Consider the following 20,701-nt stretch of genomic DNA (forward strand, 5'->3'; position numbering starts at 1 on the left):
ATGAATACTGAAAATAGAATTCCCGTCACGGAGATTGATACGACAGAGCAGGCTAATCCGTCCGTTTGGCGTAATTTACTTGCCGAAGGTGTGTGGAAGAATAACGGTGCTTTGGTGCAATTATTAGGGCTTTGTCCGTTATTAGCCGTATCAAATAATGTTACGAATGCACTCGGACTAGGGTTAGCGACCTTATTAGTGCTGGTTTGTACCAATACAATGGTATCGTTATTCCGTAAATTTACCCCAAATGATATTCGTATCCCGATTTATGTGATGGTCATTGCGACAGTCGTGACGGCGGTACAGCTCCTAATGAATGCTTTTGCCTATCCGGTTTATCAGTCGCTGGGGATTTTTATTCCGCTTATCGTGACCAACTGTATTGTAATCGGGCGAGCGGAAGCTTTTGCTTCAAAAAATTCGGTAGCTCATTCCGCCTTTGACGGCTTTGCCATGGGCTTGGGAATGACTTTCAGTCTTGTGATGCTAGGAGCGATTCGAGAACTGATTGGAAACGGTACTTTATTTGACGGCTTGGATTTATTACTGGGCGATTGGGCGAAATCTTTACGAATTGATGTGTTACACTTAGACTCGGGTTTATTACTGGCAATTTTACCTCCCGGTGCATTTATTGGGCTTGGGGTCATTTTGGCGGTAAAGAATTTGATTGATAAGAAATAGAGAACCGAATGGCAGAACGAATTACAGCCCGAGAAGGGTATGAACATAAATTTTTAAAGGAATTTTTGTATCCGAAATATTGGGGCGTATGGCTTGGTGTTTTGGCGCTGGTCGTTCTGGCTTATGTGCCGGCTCGTTTACGTGATAAATTAGCCGTTTTTGTCGGAAGAGTAGTCAAAAATTACTTAAAGAAAAAAGGCAAAAAGCAATATCATCGTGCGGATACAAACTTACGTTATTGCTTTCCGAATTGGTCCGAACAGCAGCGTGAACAAGTGATTGAGCGAATGTTTATTACCGTAGCACAAACTATGCTGGGGATTGGTGAAATCGCAATTCGTTCGGTAAAACATTTACAACGGCGTAGTGAATTTTTAGGCTTGGAACATCTGCAACAAGCTAAACAAAACGGTAAGAATATTATTTTGCTTGTGCCGCATACGTGGGCGATTGATGCTTCAGGTATTATTCTGCATACGCACGGAATGCCAATGGTTTCAATGTACAACCCTCACCGAAACGCATTGGTTGATTGGCTTTGGAATGTAACGCGCGAACGTTTCGGCGGAAAAATGCATACACGCCAAAACGGTATTAAACCGTTTCTAAACGATGTGCGTAAAGGCAATATGGGCTATTTTTTACCTGATGAGGATTTCGGCGAAGAATTAAGCGTTTACGCCGATTTCTTTGCGACGGAAAAAGCCACCCTACCGGGGCTGAATAAAATGGCTCGTGTCGCTAATGCGGAAGTGATTCCGATGTTTCCGATTTACAATGCGGAAAAGAGCCTATATCAAATGGAAATTTTGCCGGCGTTGGAATTTTCCGGTGACCCGGTGCAATCCGCCCGAGAAATGAATAAAGTGATTGAGTATTTTGTGACGAAAAATCCGGAGCAATACGTATGGATTTTACGTTTACTCAAAACCCGCCGAAACGGCGAGGATATTTATAAACGCTAGTATTGAACGATGATAAAAAAACCGAGCGTTTTCGCTCGGTTTTTTTGTCGTATGAGAGGGTTAGAGTAAACCTAATACTTTTCTGCCGTTAATTGAAGCGATATTCGCCATTTCCTCTAAGTTGGTAAAACGGCAACCGGCTGAAAGTAAGCTCAGTTCTTGCCACATATCGCCTTCACATAACGGCACCATATAGTCGCAGATATTATCGGTACCGATTGCTACGGTAATGCCTTCCGGAATTAACTCGTCCGCCGGTGTAAGTGCGTTGTGGAACGGTTGTAAGTCTTCTTTACGGCCGCTATCAATCCACGCCATCGGGCAAGCGATAACCATCATTTGCGAATCGCGCATTTTTTGGTAGAGCATTTTGCGGTATTCTTTCGGATGCGCACCGATAGAAATACCGTGAATCGCGACCACTCGACCTTGCATACCATGTTCAATCGCCTTATCGCATAATTGTTCGGTTTCTTTTTCTTTCGGCGTGTTAAATTGGTCCACATGCACGTGCAACATTTTACCGAGCGATTTGGCTTTATCCATTAAGATGTCCATCGCTTCCAAGCCTTTGCCGTAATCCAATTCGTCGCGATAAGGTAAACCGCCGATCATATCCACCATTTCGGAACCGATATCAAACCATTTTTTAGCGGTAGGCTCGATAACCCCTTTTAAAGTTTGGTTGGCAAATTTTAAAGCGATATCACTTTTATATACTTCGCGTGCTTTATGTGCGGCGATAATCGCACGGTCTTCACATACGCCGTCGATATCCACAAAAGTACCGAATGCGGTTACCCCTTGTGAAATCATTAATTCGATAGCTTGAGAAAAACGACGGTAATAGTCATCAACCGTCGAGTTACGTTTCACTTCATCCACTAAGTCCCATTTTTGCTGAAGGTTGGCATTTTGATAAATCGCAATTTTTTCCGGCGTCATAGTAAATGCGCGGTCAGCATGGGCATGAGAATTTACCCAACCGCCTTTTTTAATAATTTCGTCACGAATATGGCTTTTAAGCGTACGAATTAATTGGCTCATGTTAATTTATTCCTCTTTACGACTTGTTTAATTTAGGTAAAAAAAAGATCTCTAGCGAGGAGATCTGTTAAAAATTGAAATGCCAAAAAAAGAGCCAAGCACCATAGCGATATGATGTTTGGCCTAAATGAGTGTTTAAGTATGTTGTAAAGTATTGCATATAAATCTATCTAGTTCCTTTCTGGCACTAGGGCTATAGTATAGTCCTTTTATCGGAAGAAAGCAAACGTTTGCCTTTTGAATTTGCATTATGTTTACGCTTGACTTACAATTGATTCGTTCTCATTGGGGTGCTTTACGAAGCTGAGAAATACCATACCCGTAGAACCTGATCTGATTAGTATCAGCGTAGGGATTTGAGATACTTTGATTCTATTTTCTTACAGAAAAAGTATATTTCGCTCAAATCCTTCTATATTATCCGAATTTAGAAGGACATCTATGAAACTCGCCAAAATAGCCGCATTATCGGCTTTCGTTACCGGTGTCGCTTATGCGCAACAACCTACTTTAGTCGTTTATACTTACGATTCGTTTTCATCGGATTGGGGACCTGCTCCTAAATTAGAACCCTTATTTGAAGCGCAATGCCAATGTGACGTGAAATTTATGCCGTTTGAAGACGGTATTACTATGCTAAACCGTATTCGTTTGGAAGGAAAAAAAACAAAAGCGGACGTAATGTTGGGCATTGATAATTTCACGATGGCGGAAGCGGAAAAAACCGGTTTGTTTGCAACGCACGATTTAAACCTAGCTCCATTAAATTGGGAGAATAAAACCTTTTATCCGTATGATTATAGCGAGTATGCGTTTGTTTACGATAAAGAAAAATTAGCGAATCCGCCGAAATCGTTAAAAGAATTGGTGGAACGTCAAGATTTGAAAGTGATTTACCAAGATCCTCGTACCAGTACGGTCGGACGCGGTTTATTATTTTGGTTAAATACAGTATATGGCGAGCAAGCCGAACAAGCATGGCAAACCTTAGCCAAACATACGGTAACGGTCGGAAAAGGCTGGTCGGAAACTTATAGTGCCTTTTTAAAAGGGGAGTCGGATTTAGTGTTAAGCTATTCCACTTCTCCGCTTTATCATCAATGGCATGATAAAACCGATAAATACGTTGCCGCCCAATTTGACGAAGGGCATTTGGTGCAAACGGAAGTCGCCGCCATTTTGAATAGCAGTAAACAAAAAGTATTGGCGAAACAATTTTTAGCTTTCTTACACCAGCCGGAAGCGCAGAAAGTTATTTCGTATCATAATGTGATGAAACCGGTGGTTGGATCAGTACCGGATTCCGCTTTTGATAAATTGCCGGATTATAAGCCGTTAGCCTTTAAAATGCCTGATGCTACGCAGGTAAAAAGCTGGCTGGCGACTTGGACGAAAAGCTGGCAATAAAAGAATTATTCATCTTTTTTCATGGCTAAAGGAATCTTTAGCCATTTTTCTTGTCTGCTAAGCGGTGAAAATTATAAAAATTTTTGCAAATTCTAATTGCCAAAAGGGATTACATTTGCTATTTATACGCCCTTTTAAATTAGCGTAAAAATTTTAGTTTGAATTTACTGAATTTAGGATGAACTCATCCAACAAGGAGTGAAATTATGTCTCAAGTGGCAAACACCACTTCATTAGGTTTATTAGCTTTAGCGGGCGTAACACCTTACCAACCGAAGAAAGATGAAGAATATATGAATGATGCGCAAAAAGAGCATTTTCGTAAAATTCTTCGTGCATGGCATGTGCAAATTATGGACGAAGCTGAGCGTACAAAAAACCAAATGCAGGAAGAAGTCGCTAATTTCGCCGATCCTGCGGACCGTGCCACTCAGGAAGAAGAATTCAGTCTTGAATTAAGAAACCGTGACCGTGAGCGTAAATTGCTTAAGAAGATTGAGCAAACGTTAAATAGCATTGCCGAAGACGAATACGGCTATTGCGAAACTTGCGGTGTTGAAATCGGTTTACGTCGTTTAGAAGCGCGCCCGACCGCGGATATGTGTATCGATTGCAAAACACTTGCGGAAATCCGTGAAAAGCAAATGGGCTTATAAGCTTAATTAAGAATGGATAAACGGCAATGAATATGGACAATGTTACATTGTCCATTATTTTTATGATCATTTAGTTAGTGCCGTTTATCAATCGATTAATTTTATTCCCTTGAGGTGGATTATTTTTAACTATATTAAGTCGTTGTTTTCTCGACAAAAAAAATCAAAAAAACAACCGCTTGCCGAACAAGAAACGCTTAGTGCTAAGCAAGAAAGAAAAGTTAAAGCGGTAGAATTACAACCTAAATCCAAGCGTCCCGCTCTGGCTTTTAACGAACAGTCGGAACGTTCTACGAAGAAACCGAAAAAGCACTCGGATCTTCCTTCCCATTTATTGCACAAAAAATTTACAGTAAATGCCGGACATTATGATATTACGCCGAAAGATTTCCCTAAAAATGCGTTAGCGATTGTTGAAAAATTACAACGTGCCGGTTTTGAAGCTTATGTGGTCGGCGGCTGTATTCGAGATTTATTGCTAGGGCATAAGCCGAAAGATTTTGATGTTGCGACCAATGCAAAACCGGAAGAGATTCAGAAAATCTTCGGTCGCCAATGCCGTTTAATCGGACGCCGTTTTCGTTTGGCACATATCGTATTCGGACGTGATATTTACGAAGTGGCGACCTTCCGTGCCGATCACGCCAGCCATAACAGCGATAAGATTTCTAAAGTAAGCGAAGAAGGAATGTTGTTGCGCGATAATGTGTACGGTACCTTACGCGAAGATGCGCAACGCCGTGATTTTAGCGTGAATTCGCTCTATTATGATCCGAAACATAACTTGATTTTCGATTTCTTCGACGGTATTGCGGATCTGAAAGCGGGAAAACTGCGTTTAATCGGTGATCCGGTGGTGCGTTATCAAGAAGATCCGGTACGAATGTTACGCGCGGTTCGTTTTATGGCGAAATTGGATATGTTTTTAGATAAACCGAGCGATACGCCGATTCGTGAATTGGCGCATTTATTGAAAAACATTCCGGCGGCGCGTTTATTTGACGAATCGTTGAAATTATTTCAATCGGGACAAGGTTTTAAAACCTATCAATTAATGCGTCAATACGGCTTATTCGAGCAGTTATTTCCAGTACTTACGCCGTTTTTTACCGAACGTAACGATTCGAATGCGGAGCGTATGTTAAGTAAAGCGCTGAATTCGACCGATGATCGTATTCGTGATAATTTACGGGTGAATCCGGCGTTTTTATTCGCCGCTCTTCTTTGGTATCCGTTACGTGAGAAAATGGAAATGCTGAAAAACGAAGGCGGCTTAAATAGTCATGATGCGATGATGCTGGCGGCGAATGACGTGTTAGCCGAAAGTTGTAAAGCGATTGCATTACATCGCCGTCATACCTCTGTGATTCGTGATATTTGGGCGTTACAGTTCCAAATGACCAAACGTTCGGGCAAACGCCCGCAACAGACCTTAGAACACGTAAAATTCCGTGCGGGTTTCGATTTGTTAGTGATGCGTGCCGAGATTGAAGGCGGCGATTTAGTCGAGCTTTCCGCTTGGTGGCACGAATATCAATTCAGTAATGACGCACAACGTGCGGAAATGCTAAAAGCGGTCAGAAATGTGCCGAATTTTGCAGGCGAAGAAAAGAAAAAGCGTCGCCGTAAAACATTTAGAAAGAAAAAGCCGGCGAAGAAAGCTACGGCTGAATAAATTGAAGTATGGTGCAAGTGAGAGCTTGTGCCTTTTCTTTTAGCAAGTTTGACAGAAACGGATATGATGATGAAAACGGTTTATATCGCTTTAGGTTCCAATTTGGATAACCCGCTTGCGCAAGTTAAACAAGCGGTCGAATCTTTAAAAACATTTGCAATTAATTTTGAAATTAGCCCGTTCTACGGCAGTAAGCCGGTCGGGCCACAAGATCAGCCGGATTATGTGAATGCGGTGGCAAAATTCGATACCGATTTAACGGCGCTGGAATTGTTGGATAAATTACAAAGCATTGAAAACGCCCAAGGAAGAGTGCGAATTCGCCGTTGGGGCGAACGTACGCTGGATTTGGATATTATCTTATACGGCGATGAACGGATTCACAACGAACGTTTAACCGTACCGCATATTGAAATGCAAAATCGTGAGTTTGTGATTGTGCCGATGTATGATCTTAACCCCGATTTAGTGCTGCCAAGCGGTCAAAAATTAGCGGAAATTTACCAACGCTTTAAACATCATCAAATGGTCACATTCTAAGTAAAAAATGCACGGCAATCCGTGCATTTTTTGTAACCTATTCTATCGGAGCTTCAACCACCGCTTCCGATTTCGCCGCTTTATTGTCCGAGGTTTGCAATACGGCACGCGACTTTTCATCAAATTTCACATCAATACGGTGATCCACCACCACATTCATATTAATCGTAATCCCTTCCGCCGGCGTTTCAAGCTGTACTTTCGGGGTACAAGCGGTCAAATTCAGGCAAAAAATTGCAAAAAGTAGGCTTTTTCTCATTTTCTTTTATCCAGTTGCTGATAAATAGAATTCTCAAGATTTTGTTCGACATAGGAACCCGAGTTGATCATATGCCACAGATTAAAGATATTCTCTTTATGATTATAGTTAAAGTTGATTTTAGCTTTTTCTTGTTGATTGAGCTGCATTTTTAATTTGGCGTCCAATACCATTTCGCCGGTTGAACCGACGTTTATTAAACCGCGTAAATCGGTAATTTTCGTATCGTTCAATAGATAAAGCAATAACCGTTCCGAATAACCGCTGGTTTGCGAAATTGCCTTCATTAATTCGGGCTGAATTTTTAAATTGGACTCGACTGCTTGGCTGAGTAAGCCGTCGCATACATAGCAAGGTTTACCTTCCAACCAAAACGGTAAGGTGGCATTCGCTTTGCCTTTTAATTCAATTTGTTGATATTGAACTAATTCGAGAATCCGCTCGAAGTTGATATTCGCCAGTTTTAAATAAGCGATTTGCGTTTGCGGCAAGGCAAATCGCTCGACATTCAATTCTCCGTCTAATAAATTCATCGAAAGCTGTTGGAGCATTAACGGCTTTTTACGGTTATATGGATAATGCCCGAATACTTTTACCCGAATCTTCTTAATCGGTAAGCCAAGATTTAACTGCCCGATTTTGAGATCAATCGGTTGCTTCAAACCGAAGTCGAATTCATTGTCTTGTAAGCGATAAGGCAGGTTAAATTCAATCGCTTTCGCTTCACCGTTAGGCATGGAAAGCGCTGCGTTGCGAATGGCAAAATGCCCGCCGGCAATAATACCTTTTTCCGCACTGGCACTAAAAGCGGTTTCGCCTCGTACCGTACCGTCGGTAATCAGCCAATGTTGGCGAAACGGAATTAACGGTTGGAATACTTTTGCAGATTGTTCCTTCCAGTATAATCGCCCGATGAGTTCGCTTGCGGTTTTAGTCAATTTACGACGAGCAAATAATTTAAGCGGTTCGATTTTATCCCCTTGCAGCTCGCCTTTTAAATTTAGGTTTTCAATTTCACCGCTCACCTGTAATTTAGCGGACGGAGAAGGAATAACCCCCCCGTAATCAAAACGCATTTCCGGTGATTTGAGTTGAATACCGCCGTCAAGTTGCCATTTTTGATAAGCGAATTTAATCGGCTCCGGTAAACTTAATTCGGTTTTGGGAATATACACGCCTTTTTGGTGAATTTTGCCTAATTCACCGCTTAATTTGTTGAGTTGTACTAAATTTTGGTGCCAATTTCCTTGTCCGCTAATCTTGAGTTTGCTGGCTATTGTATGGATATTGGTATCACCCCATACTCGCCATTGCCACAAATCTTGTACCGCATTTTTATCTGCGACATTTTCAAAAAAATCTAATTGTCCGATTTTAAAATTTTTCGCAAAACCGTCTAAATGCAGATTAATATTTTTAAAATCGGGGCTTTCACCCTTAAATATCGCTTGTAAGCGACCGTTTACTCCATATTTGTTAATTTGGATACCGGCAAGCGGAAAACGTAAATCGTGGATCGTCAGTAAACGTTGTTTACCCACTAGACGTAACAGCGATTTTGGTTGAAATTTAAAATTAAGATGATCAAATTTACCGCTGAATGCTACCGGTAAAGAACTGTACAGAATGAAATCGTCATATTTCACATTACCGGTAATTTGAAACGGCATATTTAAGCTGTCAGCTTGTATTTCACCGTCACGGCTTTCCAATACGATATTGCCTTTACCGGCAGTTTTACTTTGCGATAACAGGTTAAAGCGTAAGTAAGTTTTAAGCGGATAATAATCGCCGTTCGCAAAACTGTTCGGGGTGAGTTTTGCATTAATAAAGCCTTGCAGCGGAAAGTCTTCCAGCCAATCCCAATAGAATTTACCTTGCGTAATTTCAAGAGTGTGAAAATCAAAACGGAATGGAAAATTTAAGCGGTTTTTCTGGGCGGTTTCGGAAGCGAAAGCCCAATCGCCGACTAACTGATTTTGCTCATCGGTTTGCCAACTAAGTAGAGAGCTGCCTGCTCGGATCACTTCATTTGCGATCATTTCTTTCGGTAGAATCCAATGATAATCGCCTTCAAATTGTAATGGAATGGCGAACAAATTTTTCGGATTCACGTGGGCGGAAAACAGTAAATTGTGTTTTTCCTGTTCGCTCGGTTGATAGCTTAAATTGCCGGAAAGAGTTTGATTAGCAAATTCCGCCGTTAATTCGACCGCTTGTTGTCGGATTAAAGCGGTCAATTTTTGCTGAAAAAATGCAAATTTGCCGTAGCTTGGTGTTTCTAATAATTGAGAGAAGCGAGGATGAAGATCATTGGGTAAATTCAGCCAATGTAACGCTTTAATTTCCGCCTCACCTTCCGGTAACAAAGCTAAAATCGGGGCGAGCGAGAATTTAGAGGGGGATTCGTCCGAAGCGGGTAATTGAGTTAAACATTGATAATCAAGGGTCGCTTTATCAATTGAGACTTGATGCTGACTATGCCAATGCACAGCAAGATTATCGACCGTAATTAACGGGCAGTTTTGATAGGTAAGTGAAAATTCAGCTAAATTGGCATTTTCCAAATTCGCTTGAATACCACCGGCAGGTATTTGAATTTGCCAGCCGTCCGGTAGAAACCAGTTGCTTACCGTTGCAAGTTGCTTACCTGAAAACAGCATTGCACCGCCGACAATCAGCAGTGCAACTAAAGTCCCGATAACAAGTAAGCTACGTTTTAGCATTAGATCATATTAGTGAATGGATAAAGCATTGCCAATAAGGTGGCTAATGTCCAGCCTAGCGGGTTTTTAATTTGTTTTTCACCTTTGCCGAGTAATAACCAAGCGAGTAAAGCGAAAATCACAAATTGTACGATAAAATAAAGCACATAAGGCAATAACGCTATATCCGGCATAATTTGCAACTGTTGATAAAGTACAAACGCACTCCATAGGTAATTGAATACTAAGACGATAAGCGCAAGTTGTACTAATAATTTAAAGAAAACGTCAAGGCGGCTTTTTGCCAACATCAAATACCAACCGGCAAGCAGAATACCAAGTAACAATTGGGCAAAATTATTTGCGCGAACACCGTTAAATAAAGACGGAAGTTCAACCCAATAAATCGCCAAATACTGAATCATACCGACCGCCAGAATACCGAAAGCACAGTAAATTAACGTATTTATCGGTTTTTCACGGGCGGTAAACAACCAATAAAAAAGACCAAGCATCAAAGATGCCACGCCGGCAAGCGCCATCGGGTTATGTTTCGGCGTAAAGCCGATTGAATAAATAAAATTGCCGAGAGAAAACAGCATAAAAAATTTCAAGACAAATAACAGCCTACCGGTTTGTCCCGGGCAAATTTCCCCTTTCCATAACACAAAAAAGATAATGAGATTAGTAATGAAAAAGGCGAGCAAATACGGCGAAATAAAAATAGCGTTTTGCGGGGCAAAGTAGTGATTAAGAAACATTTGCACAAACAGCATTAATACCATCGGTAAAAGTGCGTGTGTGGCAACCTCATATTTTTTTTCGGAATCGTGATCGTGCGACATAAATTAAAATTGATAGATAAGTAAAATTGGAAAATGATTTTAGTATGGAATTATGCCATAATACATGCCGTTTTTTAACTTAAATAAGGAATGAACTATGCGAATTTTACATACCATGTTACGAGTGGGCGATTTAGAGCGTTCAATTAAATTCTATACCGAAGTGTTAGGTATGCGTTTACTTCGTACTAGCGAAAACCCTCAATATAAATATTCGTTAGCATTTGTCGGTTATGCGGACGAAAGCGAAAGTGCGGTAATCGAATTAACGTATAACTGGGGCGTAGAAAGCTACGAGTTAGGTACGGCATTCGGTCATATTGCCTTAGGTGTTGATGACATTTATACAACAATTGAAAGTTTACGTGCGGCAGGTGCTAAAATTACGCGTGAACCGGGTCCGGTATTAGGCGGAACTACAGTAATCGCTTTTGCCGAAGATCCGGACGGTTATAAAATTGAGTTTATCGAAAATAAAAATGCACAGGCTGCATTAGGTAACTAGTCTTATTCGTCATAAAAGAGAATACCCTAAATATTTTTTATGGCGTAAGCGGTCAGGTTTAGAGAGATATTTGCAATTCCTCTCTAAAATACGACCGCTTTTTATTTAAATGGATGCTAAACATCCGTAATGAACAAACAATGACAGAACAAGTAACAGACTATAATTTATTAAAAAATCGTTTTCGCGGCTATTTACCGGTTATTATTGATGTGGAAACCGCAGGTTTAAATGCGCAAACGGACGCTTTATTGGAGCTGGCGGCAATCACGGTAAAAATGGATGAGAACGGTTATTTAGTGCCGGATCAAAAATGCCATTTTCATATTCAGCCGTTTGAAGGCGCGAATATCAATCCGGATTCGCTTAAATTTAACGGTATTGATATTGATAACCCGTTGCGCGGAGCGGTGCCGGAAAATATTGCGATTCCGGAAATGTTTAAAATGGTGCGCCGTGCAATAAAAGATCAAGGCTGCCAACGAGCAGTGATTGTGGCGCATAACGCTACCTTTGATCAGGCGTTCGTACAAGCGGCGGTGAAACGTATTAACGCAAAACGTGATCCGTTTCACCCGTTTGCAATGTTTGATACCGCAACGCTTGCCGGCTTTATGTACGGACAAACCGTATTAGTCAAAGCTTGTCAAATGGCAAAAATTTCGTTTGACGGTAAACAGGCGCATTCAGCCTTATATGATACGGAAAAAACCACAGAGTTATTTTGTGCAATGGTGAATCGTTTAAAAGATCTCGGCGGTTTTCCACTCATAAGTAATAACGTATCAGACGTATAATTTGAGGAAAAGTAAGCGGTCTATTTTCCTGATTTTTTTGCAAAAAAGTCGGGAAAATAGACCGCTTGTGTATTTCCGGCTAGTCTAACTAAGACAACATACCTAACTCATACGCAATAAATAATAGCGTGAAAGCGGTAAGGTAAATTAAACCGACAATAGATAACCAAAATAAACCGCCTTTGACTTTATGTTCGCCTTTTAATACGAGTGAAAGATTCAATGCCGCAAACACCGGGGTTGAAACAAACGAACAGATCATTGCGAAAGAAAGCATTTTCGCCACATCGCTCATAAATACCGAGATGATAAGAATACCGATGGCAGATGTAACCGTCATCCAAATACTTAAACTGGCTACAGAGCTTTCTTTTTTATTAAGTAATAAACGTAACGCTTCATTATTCGCTCGTGAGTAACCGTCAATTACGGTAATGGTCGTGCCGAACATACACATAAAAGCAATTAATGCGATCAACAATTTGGACCAATCACCGATAGCAAACGCATACATTTTAATGAGCTGTGCAATATATTTTACACCCGCCTGTTCAACCGCTTCACCCGAACCGTATTGAACCAATGCGCCTAACGCCAAGAATACTAAGGCAAGAATTGCCGTACCGATAAAACCGACATTGAAATCAAAAATACCGTCTTCATAGCTCACTTTGTTTAAACGACGTTTTGCTACCACCCACATTGAATTGATTGCAGAAATCTCAATCGGTGCCGGCATCCAGCCCATCAATGCTACAATAAAACCGAGTGAAGCCAAATTCCAAGGGCTTGGCTCAATAAAATCAGGTGCAACTTGTACGCCGCCTTTTAACGCCGCTACAATTACAGCGGTTACAGTGGAAACCGTTAGCGCAATCATAATGCCTTTAGAAAGAGTATCTAAAAAGCGATATTTACCTAATAACAGAATGCCCCAAGTCACCACAATAATAACGGTACTGGCAACCGGAATACTTAGATCAAATTGGATGCCGAGTGCCGAGAAGATAAATTTTAAAATTGCCGCCGTTACAATACCTACCGCCGCCGTGTTGATCATTGCCGCAATCACGTTAAGAATAAAGAATATCCACAAGTAGATTTTGCCTTTTTCTTGATAGCCTTCTAATAAGGTTTTATTCGAACTTAACGTATATTGCACGCCGAAACGGAAAAACGGGTATTTAAATAAATTTGCTAAAATAATAATTAATGCCAATTGCCAACCGTAAATTGCACCGGCTTGAGTTGAAGCAACAATATGCGAACCGCCTACCGCAGCCGAAGCCATTAATATCCCCGGTCCCATTGCTTTTAATTTTGATTGCCAGTTCGAAGCCGGCTCTATTTGCTGTGTTTGTGTCATATTTTCTTTCCCTTTATTGTATAAAATTTAGTACGGTCTTTTGCATTGTATGCTTAAGTTTCGAATGAAAACAATCGCTTTTTTTCGATTAATTTATTTAGTGAAAAAAATGATAAAAATTTTGTAAGCTAAAATGTTTTGGTTAAAGCATAATCGTATAAACTCCATATGGATTTAGATGATTGTGCTAGATTTATTGGCTTTTTAAGTATTTTATAAATTTATTAAAAATAAGTATGATTGTTTGATTATTGTTCTGATATATTGAAATTCTTAGGAGTAAATGCCTTTTTATGGCGATTATAAGAGGTGCATGTTTTTAGAATATGCTATTGCTGGTTTTCTTAAAAAAGAATCGGATTTATACCTTCCAGAGGTAAAGAGAGGAGCTATAAATATTGATAATTTAGGGTAAAAGCAGTAAGAGAAGTAGCTTTAACTAAAATATAAATATGTATATAAAACGATACAAAAGGCTCTTAGCAGAGCCTTTTCTTTTGTTTGATAAGCGGTCTAATTTCCCCTTTTCTTTGCAAAGTAGGATTGTGATGTGGAAGGATTATTAATCGAATCAAGAAAGTTAATCAGATTTCTTTTTTGATCGTTAGAAAGTCTTGACCAATGAAAGTCCAAACGTTGTTTAAGTGCATCTTGTCGAATCGGAACATATTGTTCTTTATCCGAGAAAGTTAAATTATCTGCTTTACTGTCACTAAAAAACCAACTGATCGGTGTATCTAAAATCACCGCAATATTCACCAAATGTGCTACATTAATTTTGGTTGCGCCACGCTCATAGCGTGAGAATTGTTGTTGGGAAACACCAATTTGTTCCGCTAAATTTTCTGCCGTTAATCCCAATTCCTTTCTACGTTGTTGAATTTTTTTCCCTATTGCTTGATCTACCTCTGCCGCTACAAATCTATTCATTTTGTTTCTCATCAATATTTTACTCAATGAGTGATATTTTTTAGATTTTTACGCTTGTTTTGTTTTCATTGTAATTGTATATTTTGATAAATACTCTATTGTTGAGTGTTTTATTGTGTTTACTCATATCTATTAAGTAATTTAAATTTAAGGATCTATTATGAAAACATTGAAAATTTCGTTTTTAGTTTCATTAATTCTTACTACTACGGCTTGCGGTGGTAGTGGTACGGCTAAAACACCGGATGGTGATAAAATAAATTTAACGATTAGTCCGGAAGGTACGGTAGGAGCTAAAACAACAGAAGGTATTTTATTGGGGATGAATAATTCCGATTCTTTCTATGGTGTTTGGCGTAATGATGCGGAAACCGTGCGTGAATTACGTTATCAAGGTTCAGAAGCTATTAATATTCCTACATCGGGTATTGCAACTTATAAAGGTGATGCAGTGTGGATTAGCGGATATGATAAGGGGTTTGTAAAAGGTGGAGAAACAACCTTAAATGTTGATTTTGATAACAAGACTGTTGATGGAAAAATAGATTTTTCCATTTTCAAAGGAGATGAATTAAGACGAGATATTACGTTACATCAAGGTAATTTATCTGGTGCAAAATTTTCCGGACAGGCAAGCGTGATTGGTAATTCAGAAGGTCGGTATGAAGGCGCATTGTTTGGTGATGGAGCTAAGCAGGCGGCGGGTTTAGTTCAATTTGAAAATAATAGCAAATTGGATGTGAGTTTCGGTGGTCAAAAACAATAGGATTAAAATGAAAAAATTACTGATTATTACCGCTATTAGTACATTTCTTTCGGCATGCGCAACCGTACCGATGGCTTCTTTAGAGAAGAGTAATGCATTGAAACAATTTCATGCTCCGACTCAAGAACATTCCGGTATTTATATCTATAGACCTAATTCGGTCTTCGGAGCTGCACTTAAGAAGAATGTTTATCTTGATGATCAACTAATTGGAGAAACGGCTAAAGGTGTTTTCTTCCATAAATTGGTTTCACCGGGAACGCATAAAGTCGCTACGGAATCGGAGTTCAGCAATAACACTCTCGTATTTTCAACCGTTGGCGGACAAAATTATTTTGTACGTCAATATATGAAAATAGGTGCGTTTGTCGGTGGGGCGGGTGTTGAACTTGTTGATGAAAAGCAGGCAAAAACAGAAATGGCGGACGTTCATTTGGCTCAATAAAAAAATAAGCGGTCTAATTTCCATACTTTTTTGCAAAAGAAATAAAAATCAGACCGCTTGTTTTATTTACGATTATCGTTCGCTTGTTGTAGTAGTATTCGACTTTCTTTTAAGAATTGTTCCGAATAATCGCCAAACCAATGATGAACTTCTTCAAAGGCTTGGATAAAGCCGGCTTTATCATTATTTTTGAAGAATTCTAAGCTGGTGGCAAAAGTGTCTTTCAGTGATTCGATTACGGCAAGATTTTCCGGTTTATCCGAAATAATATCGGCATATAAACCGCCGTCTTGCGCAAATAAACGTCCGATCATTGCTAACTCTAAACGGTAAATCGGTGAAGACAGTGCCAAAAGCTGTGATAATTTGACCGGTTGGCGGGATAAGTGCAAACCGAAAGTAAAAGTCGAGAAGTGGCGTAATGCTTGAATATAGGTCATTGCATGATCGTGTTCGTGAGCATCGATAACCTCAATTTTTGCACCCCAAATTTTAATTTGTTCGATAAACCATTCGTATTTTTCGGAAAAACGTCCGTGGCAACAAGCAACCAATTGTTTCGCCATGGAAGCAATGTCCGGTCCGAACATCGGATGTAAACCGACGACCGGACCGCTATGTACTTCCAACATTCTTTCCAGCGGTTGTGCTTTAACGGAGGTTAAATCCGCTAAAATCATATTTTCGGTTAAAAACGGTTGTAGGCGTTCAATCGTTTCCAACGTTTTAGCTATCGGTACGCAAACGATAACCAAATCGGTTTCAGCGAGAATTTGTTCCGCTTGATTCCAATCTTGACTGCCTAACGTTTCCACCCTATAGCCCGAAAGCGTTAGAAAACGTGCAAATAATCCGCCCAATTTTCCTTTACCGCCGACAATTACGATTTTATGAATATGCGGATTCGTGGTTTTAAAGCCGTGTTTGTTTTCATTCACATAAGATTCACGCATTACTCGTCTTAATACGTCTTCGATTAAGTCGGCGGGAACGCCTTGCTTTTCCGCTTCTTGACGGCGGGCGGCTATCATTGCCGTTTCGCGTTCCGGCGCATAAACGGGAATACCGTGTTCCGATTTAACTTTTCCCACCTCGGCGACTAATTTTAAACGTTCGGCAAACAGTCGGATTAATTGTTGATCAACTTGATCGATTTGTTCTCGTAAAGGATTGAGCGGATTCATATAAGGGTCCTTTATGCTATCGAAAGATTCATAAAATAAGCGGTCAAATTTTTAAATTTTTTGGCAAAATGTGTCCGCTTATTCGTTTTATATCGAACCTTTTAGGCTGGTGTTAAGCTCTTAATTTTTCAGCAAAATCGGTTAAGAGATTTTCCGTCGTTTGCCAATCGATGCAGGCATCGGTAATAGATACGCCGTATTGCATTTGAGCGAAAGGCAGATCGGAAGATTGGTTACCGGCATGTAAATGGCTTTCGATCATTAAACCGATAATCGAACGGTTTCCGTTTAATAATTGTTCTAACGCATTTTCGGTAACAAGCGGCTGACGGCGATAATCTTTATTTGAGTTACCGTGGCTACAGTCAATCATAATTGCTTCCGGTAAGCCGGCGTTACGTAATGCGATTTCACATTCCTCAACATATTGCTTTTCAAAATTAGGTGTTTTTCCGCCGCGTAGAATCACATGGCTATCCGGATTACCCTTAGTATGCAATAAATTCACCTGACCTTTTTGGTTGATGCCGATAAAGCTATGGCTTTGTGCGGCGGATTGCATTGCATTAATCGCTACGGATAAACTGCCGTCCGTGCCGTTTTTAAAACCGACCGCCATAGATAAACCGGAAGCCAATTCTCGGTGAGTTTGTGACTCTGTCGTACGAGCCCCGATTGCCGACCAACTGAATAGATCCGCCAAATATTGCGGAGTCATCGGATCTAAGGCTTCGGTGGCAAGCGGTAAACCTAATTCGGCAAGTTCTAAACAGAGTTTACGTCCGACACGTAAACCGGTTTCAACGTCAAAAGTACCGTCAATCTTAGGGTCGTTAATCAAGCCTTTCCAGCCTACGGTAGTACGCGGTTTTTCAAAATATACACGCATTACGATATAAAGTTTATCCGAAACGCTGTCGGCTAATGTTTTTAATTTTTTACCGTATTCGATGGCGGCTACCGGATCATGAATAGAACAAGGACCGATAACAATCAGTTTACGTGGATCACGTTTATGAATAATATCCGAGATTTCTCGACGTGATGTTTCGATTTGTTTACGCAGATGTTCTGACAACGGTAATTCGGCTTTTAATTCAGCCGGGGTAAGCAATACTTTCTCGTCAATAATATTCACATTATGTAAACTGTCCTGATTAACTACGGTGTTCATTTTTGTTTCCTTCTCTGTAAAATTTTTAATACATTATTACTTTACAATTTTACAGCCAGTGTTTCAACTATTTTTTTCTTTACATCGCTCACTGAGATTCGCTCCATTAATTTTTCTCCGGATTTACTTCTCGCTTTAGTCGCCCAAGGTAACTTATTCCACGGCTTTCCATAATAATCCAATACGGCTTGATCATAGACGGAAACAACGTTGTGCTGATCATTATAGGGGGCGGTTCGACGAGGATTATGAATCGCATATAAGCCGATAACCGGTGTACCTTGCGTAGTTGCAATATGTGCCGCACCGGTATCCGGCGAGATAACCAAATCAACCTGCTTAATTAATGCAGTAAGCTGTTTTAAATTGGTTTTTCCGGTAATATTGATACAATTCGGTGCTAATTGCTGAATTTTTGCTGCAGTTTCCATTTCATAAGCAGAAGGGGAACCGGCAATAATCACATTGATATTTTGTGCGGTAAGCCATTGAGCAAGTTCTGCATTAGGTGCTGCTCCCCAATCTTTTTCCTGTTTACTGGAACAAGGCGCAATCAGTACGTTTTTCTTGTTCTTATCAATAAAAGCGGCACTATAATTCAGATCGGACTGACTTAAAGGTAGCGACCAACGAGGCGTTAAATCAGTCACACCGATTGCTTTGGCGAACATCATTTGCCCGTCCAAAACGTGTGGAGAAGCAGTCATTTCCACTTTTTCATTAGTAAAAAGCCATTGCATTTCACGCGCGCGATCTCGATTAAAACCGATTTTCTTCGTCGCTTTAATGCCTAACGAAATCATTGAAGCACGAAAGGCGGTTTGCATATTTAATAAAAAATCAAACCGCTTGTGAGCGAGTGTTTTCCATAGTGTAAAGATTCCTTTCCAACCTGTTTTTTTATCATAGGGAATCAATTCGACATTGGCTAAGCCTTGCATTAAGCTCGCTTCCGTTTTACCGATAATCCAACAGATTTCGGCATTAGGGTATTGGCGTTGAATCGCCTGAACGACAGCGAGAGTGTGACATACGTCCCCGATTGCGGACAGGCGTAAAATACAGATATTAAGCGGTTGTTTTTTCATTAAAATTTGCGCATTGAAATAGTAAGTGGATTAACTCTTGGATAATATAGCAAAAACCCACGCTTTGCGTGGGTTTATTCGGATTGAATTCAGAGATTATTCAACTTTTAGTAAACGGCTGGTATTTGTACCGCCTTCTTTTAATTCGTCACCTTGAGTTAATAATACTAAATCGCCTGACATTAAATAACCTTTCTCTTTTAATAATGCGATGGCTTTTTTCGCACCTTCGAAAGTACGGCTTTCTTCATCATAGAAGACCGGTGTTACACCACGATAGAGAGCAGTACGATTTAATGCTTTTTGATTACGAGATAATGCGTAAATAGGTAAGCCTGAGCTGATGCGGCTCATTAATTTCGCCGTTTCTCCGGAATGGGTTAAAGCGATAAGCGCCGATACGCCTTCTAAGTGATTAGCGGTGTACATCGCAGACATTGCAACCGCTTCATCAATCGTTGCAAACGTACCTTCCATACGGTGACGAGAGATGTTGATACTCGGCATAATTTCAGCACCTAAACAGACTTCAGCCATTGATTTAACCGTTTCTACCGGATAATCGCCGTTTGCCGTTTCGCCTGAAAGCATTACCGCATCGGTACCGTCTAATACCGCATTTGCTACGTCCATTACTTCAGCACGTGTCGGCATCGGTTTTTTGATCATTGATTCCATCATTTGAGTTGCGGTAATTACAACACGGTTTAATTTACGCGCACGACGAATTAAACGTTTTTGTACACCGACTAACGCCGCATCACCGATTTCAACACCTAAGTCGCCACGAGCAACCATTACTACGTCAGCACCTAAAATGATGTCGTCCATTGCTTCTTCGGTTGCAACGGTTTCCGCACGCTCTACTTTAGCTACGATTTTCGCTTCTAATCCCGCTTCACGTGCTAATTGACGAGCGTAATCTAAATCCGCACTGGATTGCGGGAATGATACCGCTAAGTAATCGACACCGATTTTAGCCGCAAGTTTAATGTCTTCTTTATCTTTTTCCGTTAATGCCGGTGCAGATAAACCGCCGCCTAACTTATTGATACCTTTGTTATTCGATAACGGACCGCCGACAGTCACTTCCGTATGTACTTTTACGCCTTCAACGGAAAGAACTTTTAATTGTACGTTACCGTCATCTAATAAAAGAATATCACCCGGTACGACATCGTTCGGTAAGTTTTTATAGTCTAAACCGACCGCATCTTGATGACCTTCACCACGCGGTAAATCCGCATCTAAAGTGAATTTGTCACCGATATTTAAGAAAATTTTACCGTCTTTGAATGTAGAAACACGAATTTTAGGACCCTGTAAATCGCCTAAAATCGCTACGGTTTTACCTAATCTAGCTGCAATTTCACGTACTTTATTTGCACGTTCAATATGATCTTCCGGCACACCGTGTGAGAAGTTCATACGAACCATATTTGCGCCTGCAGCAATAATTTTTTCCAAATTATTACCGCGATCGGTAGCTGGTCCCATTGTACAAACAATTTTTGTTCTTCTGAGTTTTCTAGACATTGATTAGACTCCGTAATTATTGATTATTTAGAAATTGAAAATTCTTTTCATAGGCGGTATTTTAACGCCTAAAACATTAAGTATTATACGCTTAAATCAAGTTGGTTTAAATATAGTTATGAGG

Annotated in this window: 21 protein-coding genes and 1 riboswitch; of the genes, 11 read left to right on the forward strand and 10 right to left on the reverse strand. The window is 40.3% G+C overall.

Going from position 1 to position 20,701, the window contains the following annotated elements; all coding sequences use genetic code 11:
- Positions 1-687, forward strand: coding sequence for an electron transport complex subunit E (locus NYR63_RS00895; protein ID WP_279457734.1), 687 nt, complete (start codon positions 1-3; stop codon positions 685-687).
- 8 nt (positions 688-695) lie between these two features.
- The gene (lpxM, locus tag NYR63_RS00900; protein ID WP_279457735.1) at positions 696-1,652 is read left to right on the forward strand and encodes a lauroyl-Kdo(2)-lipid IV(A) myristoyltransferase; all 957 of its coding nucleotides are present in this window, start codon (positions 696-698) and stop codon (positions 1,650-1,652) included.
- A gap of 60 nt (positions 1,653-1,712) precedes the next feature.
- Here lpxM and NYR63_RS00905 read toward each other — a convergent pair whose 3' ends face one another.
- Complete coding sequence (locus tag NYR63_RS00905; RefSeq protein WP_005595914.1) at positions 1,713-2,699, reverse strand: amidohydrolase family protein; 987 nt, start codon at positions 2,697-2,699, stop codon at positions 1,713-1,715.
- A 276-nt stretch (positions 2,700-2,975) separates the two neighbouring features.
- A riboswitch (TPP riboswitch) is annotated at positions 2,976-3,072 on the forward strand.
- Positions 3,073-3,140: 68 nt separating this feature from the next.
- Here NYR63_RS00905 and thiB point away from each other — a divergent pair.
- From thiB to folK, 4 genes are all read left to right on the forward strand, one after another.
- Positions 3,141-4,106 carry a thiamine ABC transporter substrate binding subunit gene (gene thiB, locus NYR63_RS00910; protein ID WP_279457736.1) on the forward strand — a complete coding sequence of 322 codons (966 nt, stop codon included), beginning with the start codon at positions 3,141-3,143 and terminating at the stop codon, positions 4,104-4,106.
- Positions 4,107-4,312: 206 nt separating this feature from the next.
- Positions 4,313-4,762, forward strand: a complete 450-nt coding sequence (gene dksA, locus NYR63_RS00915) for an RNA polymerase-binding protein DksA (protein ID WP_005595916.1) — start codon at positions 4,313-4,315, stop codon at positions 4,760-4,762.
- 142 nt (positions 4,763-4,904) lie between these two features.
- Positions 4,905-6,437, forward strand: a complete 1,533-nt coding sequence (gene pcnB / locus NYR63_RS00920) for a polynucleotide adenylyltransferase PcnB (RefSeq protein ID WP_279457737.1) — start codon at positions 4,905-4,907, stop codon at positions 6,435-6,437.
- A gap of 69 nt (positions 6,438-6,506) precedes the next feature.
- Positions 6,507-6,977, forward strand: a complete 471-nt coding sequence (folK, locus tag NYR63_RS00925; protein WP_005620554.1) for a 2-amino-4-hydroxy-6-hydroxymethyldihydropteridine diphosphokinase — start codon at positions 6,507-6,509, stop codon at positions 6,975-6,977.
- 37 nt (positions 6,978-7,014) lie between these two features.
- Here folK and NYR63_RS00930 read toward each other — a convergent pair whose 3' ends face one another.
- Genes NYR63_RS00930 through NYR63_RS00940 form a run of 3 tightly spaced genes read right to left on the reverse strand, consistent with a single transcriptional unit; the run spans position 7,015 to position 10,786 of the window.
- Complete coding sequence (locus NYR63_RS00930) at positions 7,015-7,236, reverse strand: YnbE family lipoprotein (protein ID WP_005606896.1); 222 nt, start codon at positions 7,234-7,236, stop codon at positions 7,015-7,017.
- Complete coding sequence (locus NYR63_RS00935) at positions 7,233-9,962, reverse strand: YdbH family protein (protein ID WP_279457739.1); 2,730 nt, start codon at positions 9,960-9,962, stop codon at positions 7,233-7,235. Before NYR63_RS00935 ends, NYR63_RS00930 begins: the two co-directional genes overlap by 4 nt.
- Positions 9,962-10,786, reverse strand: coding sequence for a hypothetical protein (locus NYR63_RS00940; protein ID WP_279457740.1), 825 nt, complete (start codon positions 10,784-10,786; stop codon positions 9,962-9,964). The genes NYR63_RS00935 and NYR63_RS00940 overlap by 1 nt, the downstream gene beginning before the upstream one ends.
- Before the next feature lie 97 nt (positions 10,787-10,883).
- On the opposite strand from NYR63_RS00940, the gene gloA reads away from it, so the two are divergent.
- Complete coding sequence (gloA, locus tag NYR63_RS00945; protein ID WP_005600229.1) at positions 10,884-11,291, forward strand: lactoylglutathione lyase; 408 nt, start codon at positions 10,884-10,886, stop codon at positions 11,289-11,291.
- 140 nt (positions 11,292-11,431) lie between these two features.
- Positions 11,432-12,088: a ribonuclease T gene (gene rnt, locus NYR63_RS00950; RefSeq protein ID WP_279457742.1), complete on the forward strand. Its 657-nt coding sequence runs from the start codon at positions 11,432-11,434 to the stop codon at positions 12,086-12,088.
- Between the two features lie 88 nt (positions 12,089-12,176).
- Here the strand turns inward: rnt and NYR63_RS00955 are convergent, their stop codons facing one another.
- Positions 12,177-13,454: an NRAMP family divalent metal transporter gene (locus NYR63_RS00955; protein WP_279457743.1), complete on the reverse strand. Its 1,278-nt coding sequence runs from the start codon at positions 13,452-13,454 to the stop codon at positions 12,177-12,179.
- 283 nt (positions 13,455-13,737) lie between these two features.
- On the opposite strand from NYR63_RS00955, the gene NYR63_RS00960 reads away from it, so the two are divergent.
- Positions 13,738-13,869, forward strand: coding sequence for a hypothetical protein (locus NYR63_RS00960; RefSeq protein ID WP_279457744.1), 132 nt, complete (start codon positions 13,738-13,740; stop codon positions 13,867-13,869).
- 98 nt (positions 13,870-13,967) lie between these two features.
- Here the strand turns inward: NYR63_RS00960 and NYR63_RS00965 are convergent, their stop codons facing one another.
- Positions 13,968-14,384 carry a helix-turn-helix domain-containing protein gene (locus NYR63_RS00965; protein WP_279457745.1) on the reverse strand — a complete coding sequence of 139 codons (417 nt, stop codon included), beginning with the start codon at positions 14,382-14,384 and terminating at the stop codon, positions 13,968-13,970.
- 160 nt (positions 14,385-14,544) lie between these two features.
- Between NYR63_RS00965 and NYR63_RS00970 the strand changes: the two genes are divergently transcribed.
- Both NYR63_RS00970 and NYR63_RS00975 read left to right on the forward strand, forming a co-directional pair.
- Complete coding sequence (locus tag NYR63_RS00970; RefSeq protein ID WP_279457746.1) at positions 14,545-15,150, forward strand: transferrin-binding protein-like solute binding protein; 606 nt, start codon at positions 14,545-14,547, stop codon at positions 15,148-15,150.
- A 7-nt stretch (positions 15,151-15,157) separates the two neighbouring features.
- Positions 15,158-15,595: a DUF2846 domain-containing protein gene (locus NYR63_RS00975; protein ID WP_279457747.1), complete on the forward strand. Its 438-nt coding sequence runs from the start codon at positions 15,158-15,160 to the stop codon at positions 15,593-15,595.
- 62 nt (positions 15,596-15,657) lie between these two features.
- Here the strand turns inward: NYR63_RS00975 and tyrA are convergent, their stop codons facing one another.
- The 4 genes from tyrA to pyk all read right to left on the reverse strand — a co-directional run bounded on the left by tyrA (position 15,658) and on the right by pyk (position 20,577).
- Positions 15,658-16,779 (reverse strand): bifunctional chorismate mutase/prephenate dehydrogenase, encoded by a 1,122-nt coding sequence (gene tyrA / locus NYR63_RS00980; protein WP_279457748.1) that lies wholly within the window; start codon positions 16,777-16,779, stop codon positions 15,658-15,660.
- A 112-nt stretch (positions 16,780-16,891) separates the two neighbouring features.
- Positions 16,892-17,953, reverse strand: a complete 1,062-nt coding sequence (locus tag NYR63_RS00985) for a 3-deoxy-7-phosphoheptulonate synthase (RefSeq protein ID WP_279457749.1) — start codon at positions 17,951-17,953, stop codon at positions 16,892-16,894.
- Between the two features lie 41 nt (positions 17,954-17,994).
- Positions 17,995-19,041: a glycosyltransferase family 9 protein gene (locus NYR63_RS00990; protein WP_279457751.1), complete on the reverse strand. Its 1,047-nt coding sequence runs from the start codon at positions 19,039-19,041 to the stop codon at positions 17,995-17,997.
- A gap of 96 nt (positions 19,042-19,137) precedes the next feature.
- A complete protein-coding gene (gene pyk / locus NYR63_RS00995) occupies positions 19,138-20,577 on the reverse strand; it encodes a pyruvate kinase (RefSeq protein ID WP_279457753.1) in 1,440 nt (479 codons plus the stop codon).
- Positions 20,578-20,701 lie beyond the last annotated feature (124 nt).

The sequence above is a fragment of the Actinobacillus genomosp. 1 genome, assembly GCF_029774175.1.
In the GTDB taxonomy this organism is placed as follows: Bacteria; Pseudomonadota; Gammaproteobacteria; order Enterobacterales; family Pasteurellaceae; genus Actinobacillus.